Origin of the sequence: Vibrio sagamiensis NBRC 104589 (assembly GCF_007990935.1) — a bacterium.
GTDB classification, from domain to species: Bacteria; Pseudomonadota; Gammaproteobacteria; order Enterobacterales; family Vibrionaceae; genus Vibrio; species Vibrio sagamiensis.
In genome coordinates, this window is the sequence record NZ_BJXJ01000119.1 from 1 (window position 1) to 1,587 (window position 1,587).

Consider the following 1,587-nt stretch of genomic DNA (forward strand, 5'->3'; position numbering starts at 1 on the left):
ATCGTATAAGGAGGTGATCCAGCGCCAGGTTCCCCTAGCGCTACCTTGTTACGACTTCACCCCAGTCATGAACCACAAAGTGGTAAGCGTCCTCCCGAAGGTTAAACTACCTACTTCTTTTGCAGCCCACTCCCATGGTGTGACGGGCGGTGTGTACAAGGCCCGGGAACGTATTCACCGTGGCATTCTGATCCACGATTACTAGCGATTCCGACTTCATGGAGTCGAGTTGCAGACTCCAATCCGGACTACGACGCACTTTTTGGGATTCGCTCACTTTCGCAAGTTGGCTGCCCTCTGTATGCGCCATTGTAGCACGTGTGTAGCCCTACTCGTAAGGGCCATGATGACTTGACGTCGTCCCCACCTTCCTCCGGTTTATCACCGGCAGTCTCCCTGGAGTTCCCGACATTACTCGCTGGCAAACAAGGATAAGGGTTGCGCTCGTTGCGGGACTTAACCCAACATTTCACAACACGAGCTGACGACAGCCATGCAGCACCTGTCTCAGAGTTCCCGAAGGCACCAATCCATCTCTGGAAAGTTCTCTGGATGTCAAGAGTAGGTAAGGTTCTTCGCGTTGCATCGAATTAAACCACATGCTCCACCGCTTGTGCGGGCCCCCGTCAATTCATTTGAGTTTTAATCTTGCGACCGTACTCCCCAGGCGGTCTACTTAACGCGTTAGCTCCGAAAGCCACGGCTCAAGGCCACAACCTCCAAGTAGACATCGTTTACGGCGTGGACTACCAGGGTATCTAATCCTGTTTGCTCCCCACGCTTTCGCATCTGAGTGTCAGTATCTGTCCAGGGGGCCGCCTTCGCCACCGGTATTCCTTCAGATCTCTACGCATTTCACCGCTACACCTGAAATTCTACCCCCCTCTACAGTACTCTAGTCTGCCAGTTTCAAATGCAATTCCGAGGTTGAGCCCCGGGCTTTCACATCTGACTTAACAAACCACCTGCATGCGCTTTACGCCCAGTAATTCCGATTAACGCTCGCACCCTCCGTATTACCGCGGCTGCTGGCACGGAGTTAGCCGGTGCTTCTTCTGTCGCTAACGTCAAACGATAATGCTATTAACATTACCGCCTTCCTCACGACTGAAAGTGCTTTACAACCCGAAGGCCTTCTTCACACACGCGGCATGGCTGCATCAGGCTTGCGCCCATTGTGCAATATTCCCCACTGCTGCCTCCCGTAGGAGTCTGGACCGTGTCTCAGTTCCAGTGTGGCTGATCATCCTCTCAGACCAGCTAGGGATCGTCGCCTTGGTGAGCCCTTACCTCACCAACTAGCTAATCCCACCTAGGCATATCCTGACGCGAGAGGCCCGAAGGTCCCCCTCTTTGGCCCGAAGGCATTATGCGGTATTAGCCATCGTTTCCAATGGTTATCCCCCACATCAGGGCAATTTCCTAGGCATTACTCACCCGTCCGCCGCTCGACGCCGTTATCGTTCCCCGAAGGTTCAGATAACTCGTTTCCGCTCGACTTGCATGTGTTAGGCCTGCCGCCAGCGTTCAATCTGAGCCATGATCAAACTCTTCAATTTAAAGTTTTTTCGGCTCAATGAATACTGA

At 53.1% G+C, this 1,587-nt stretch carries 1 rRNA gene; it reads right to left on the reverse strand.

Annotation, left to right across the window (positions count from 1 at the left end):
• Positions 1-6: 6 nt before the first annotated feature.
• A 16S ribosomal RNA gene (locus VSA01S_RS19705) occupies positions 7-1,559 on the reverse strand.
• Positions 1,560-1,587: the final 28 nt, after the last annotated feature.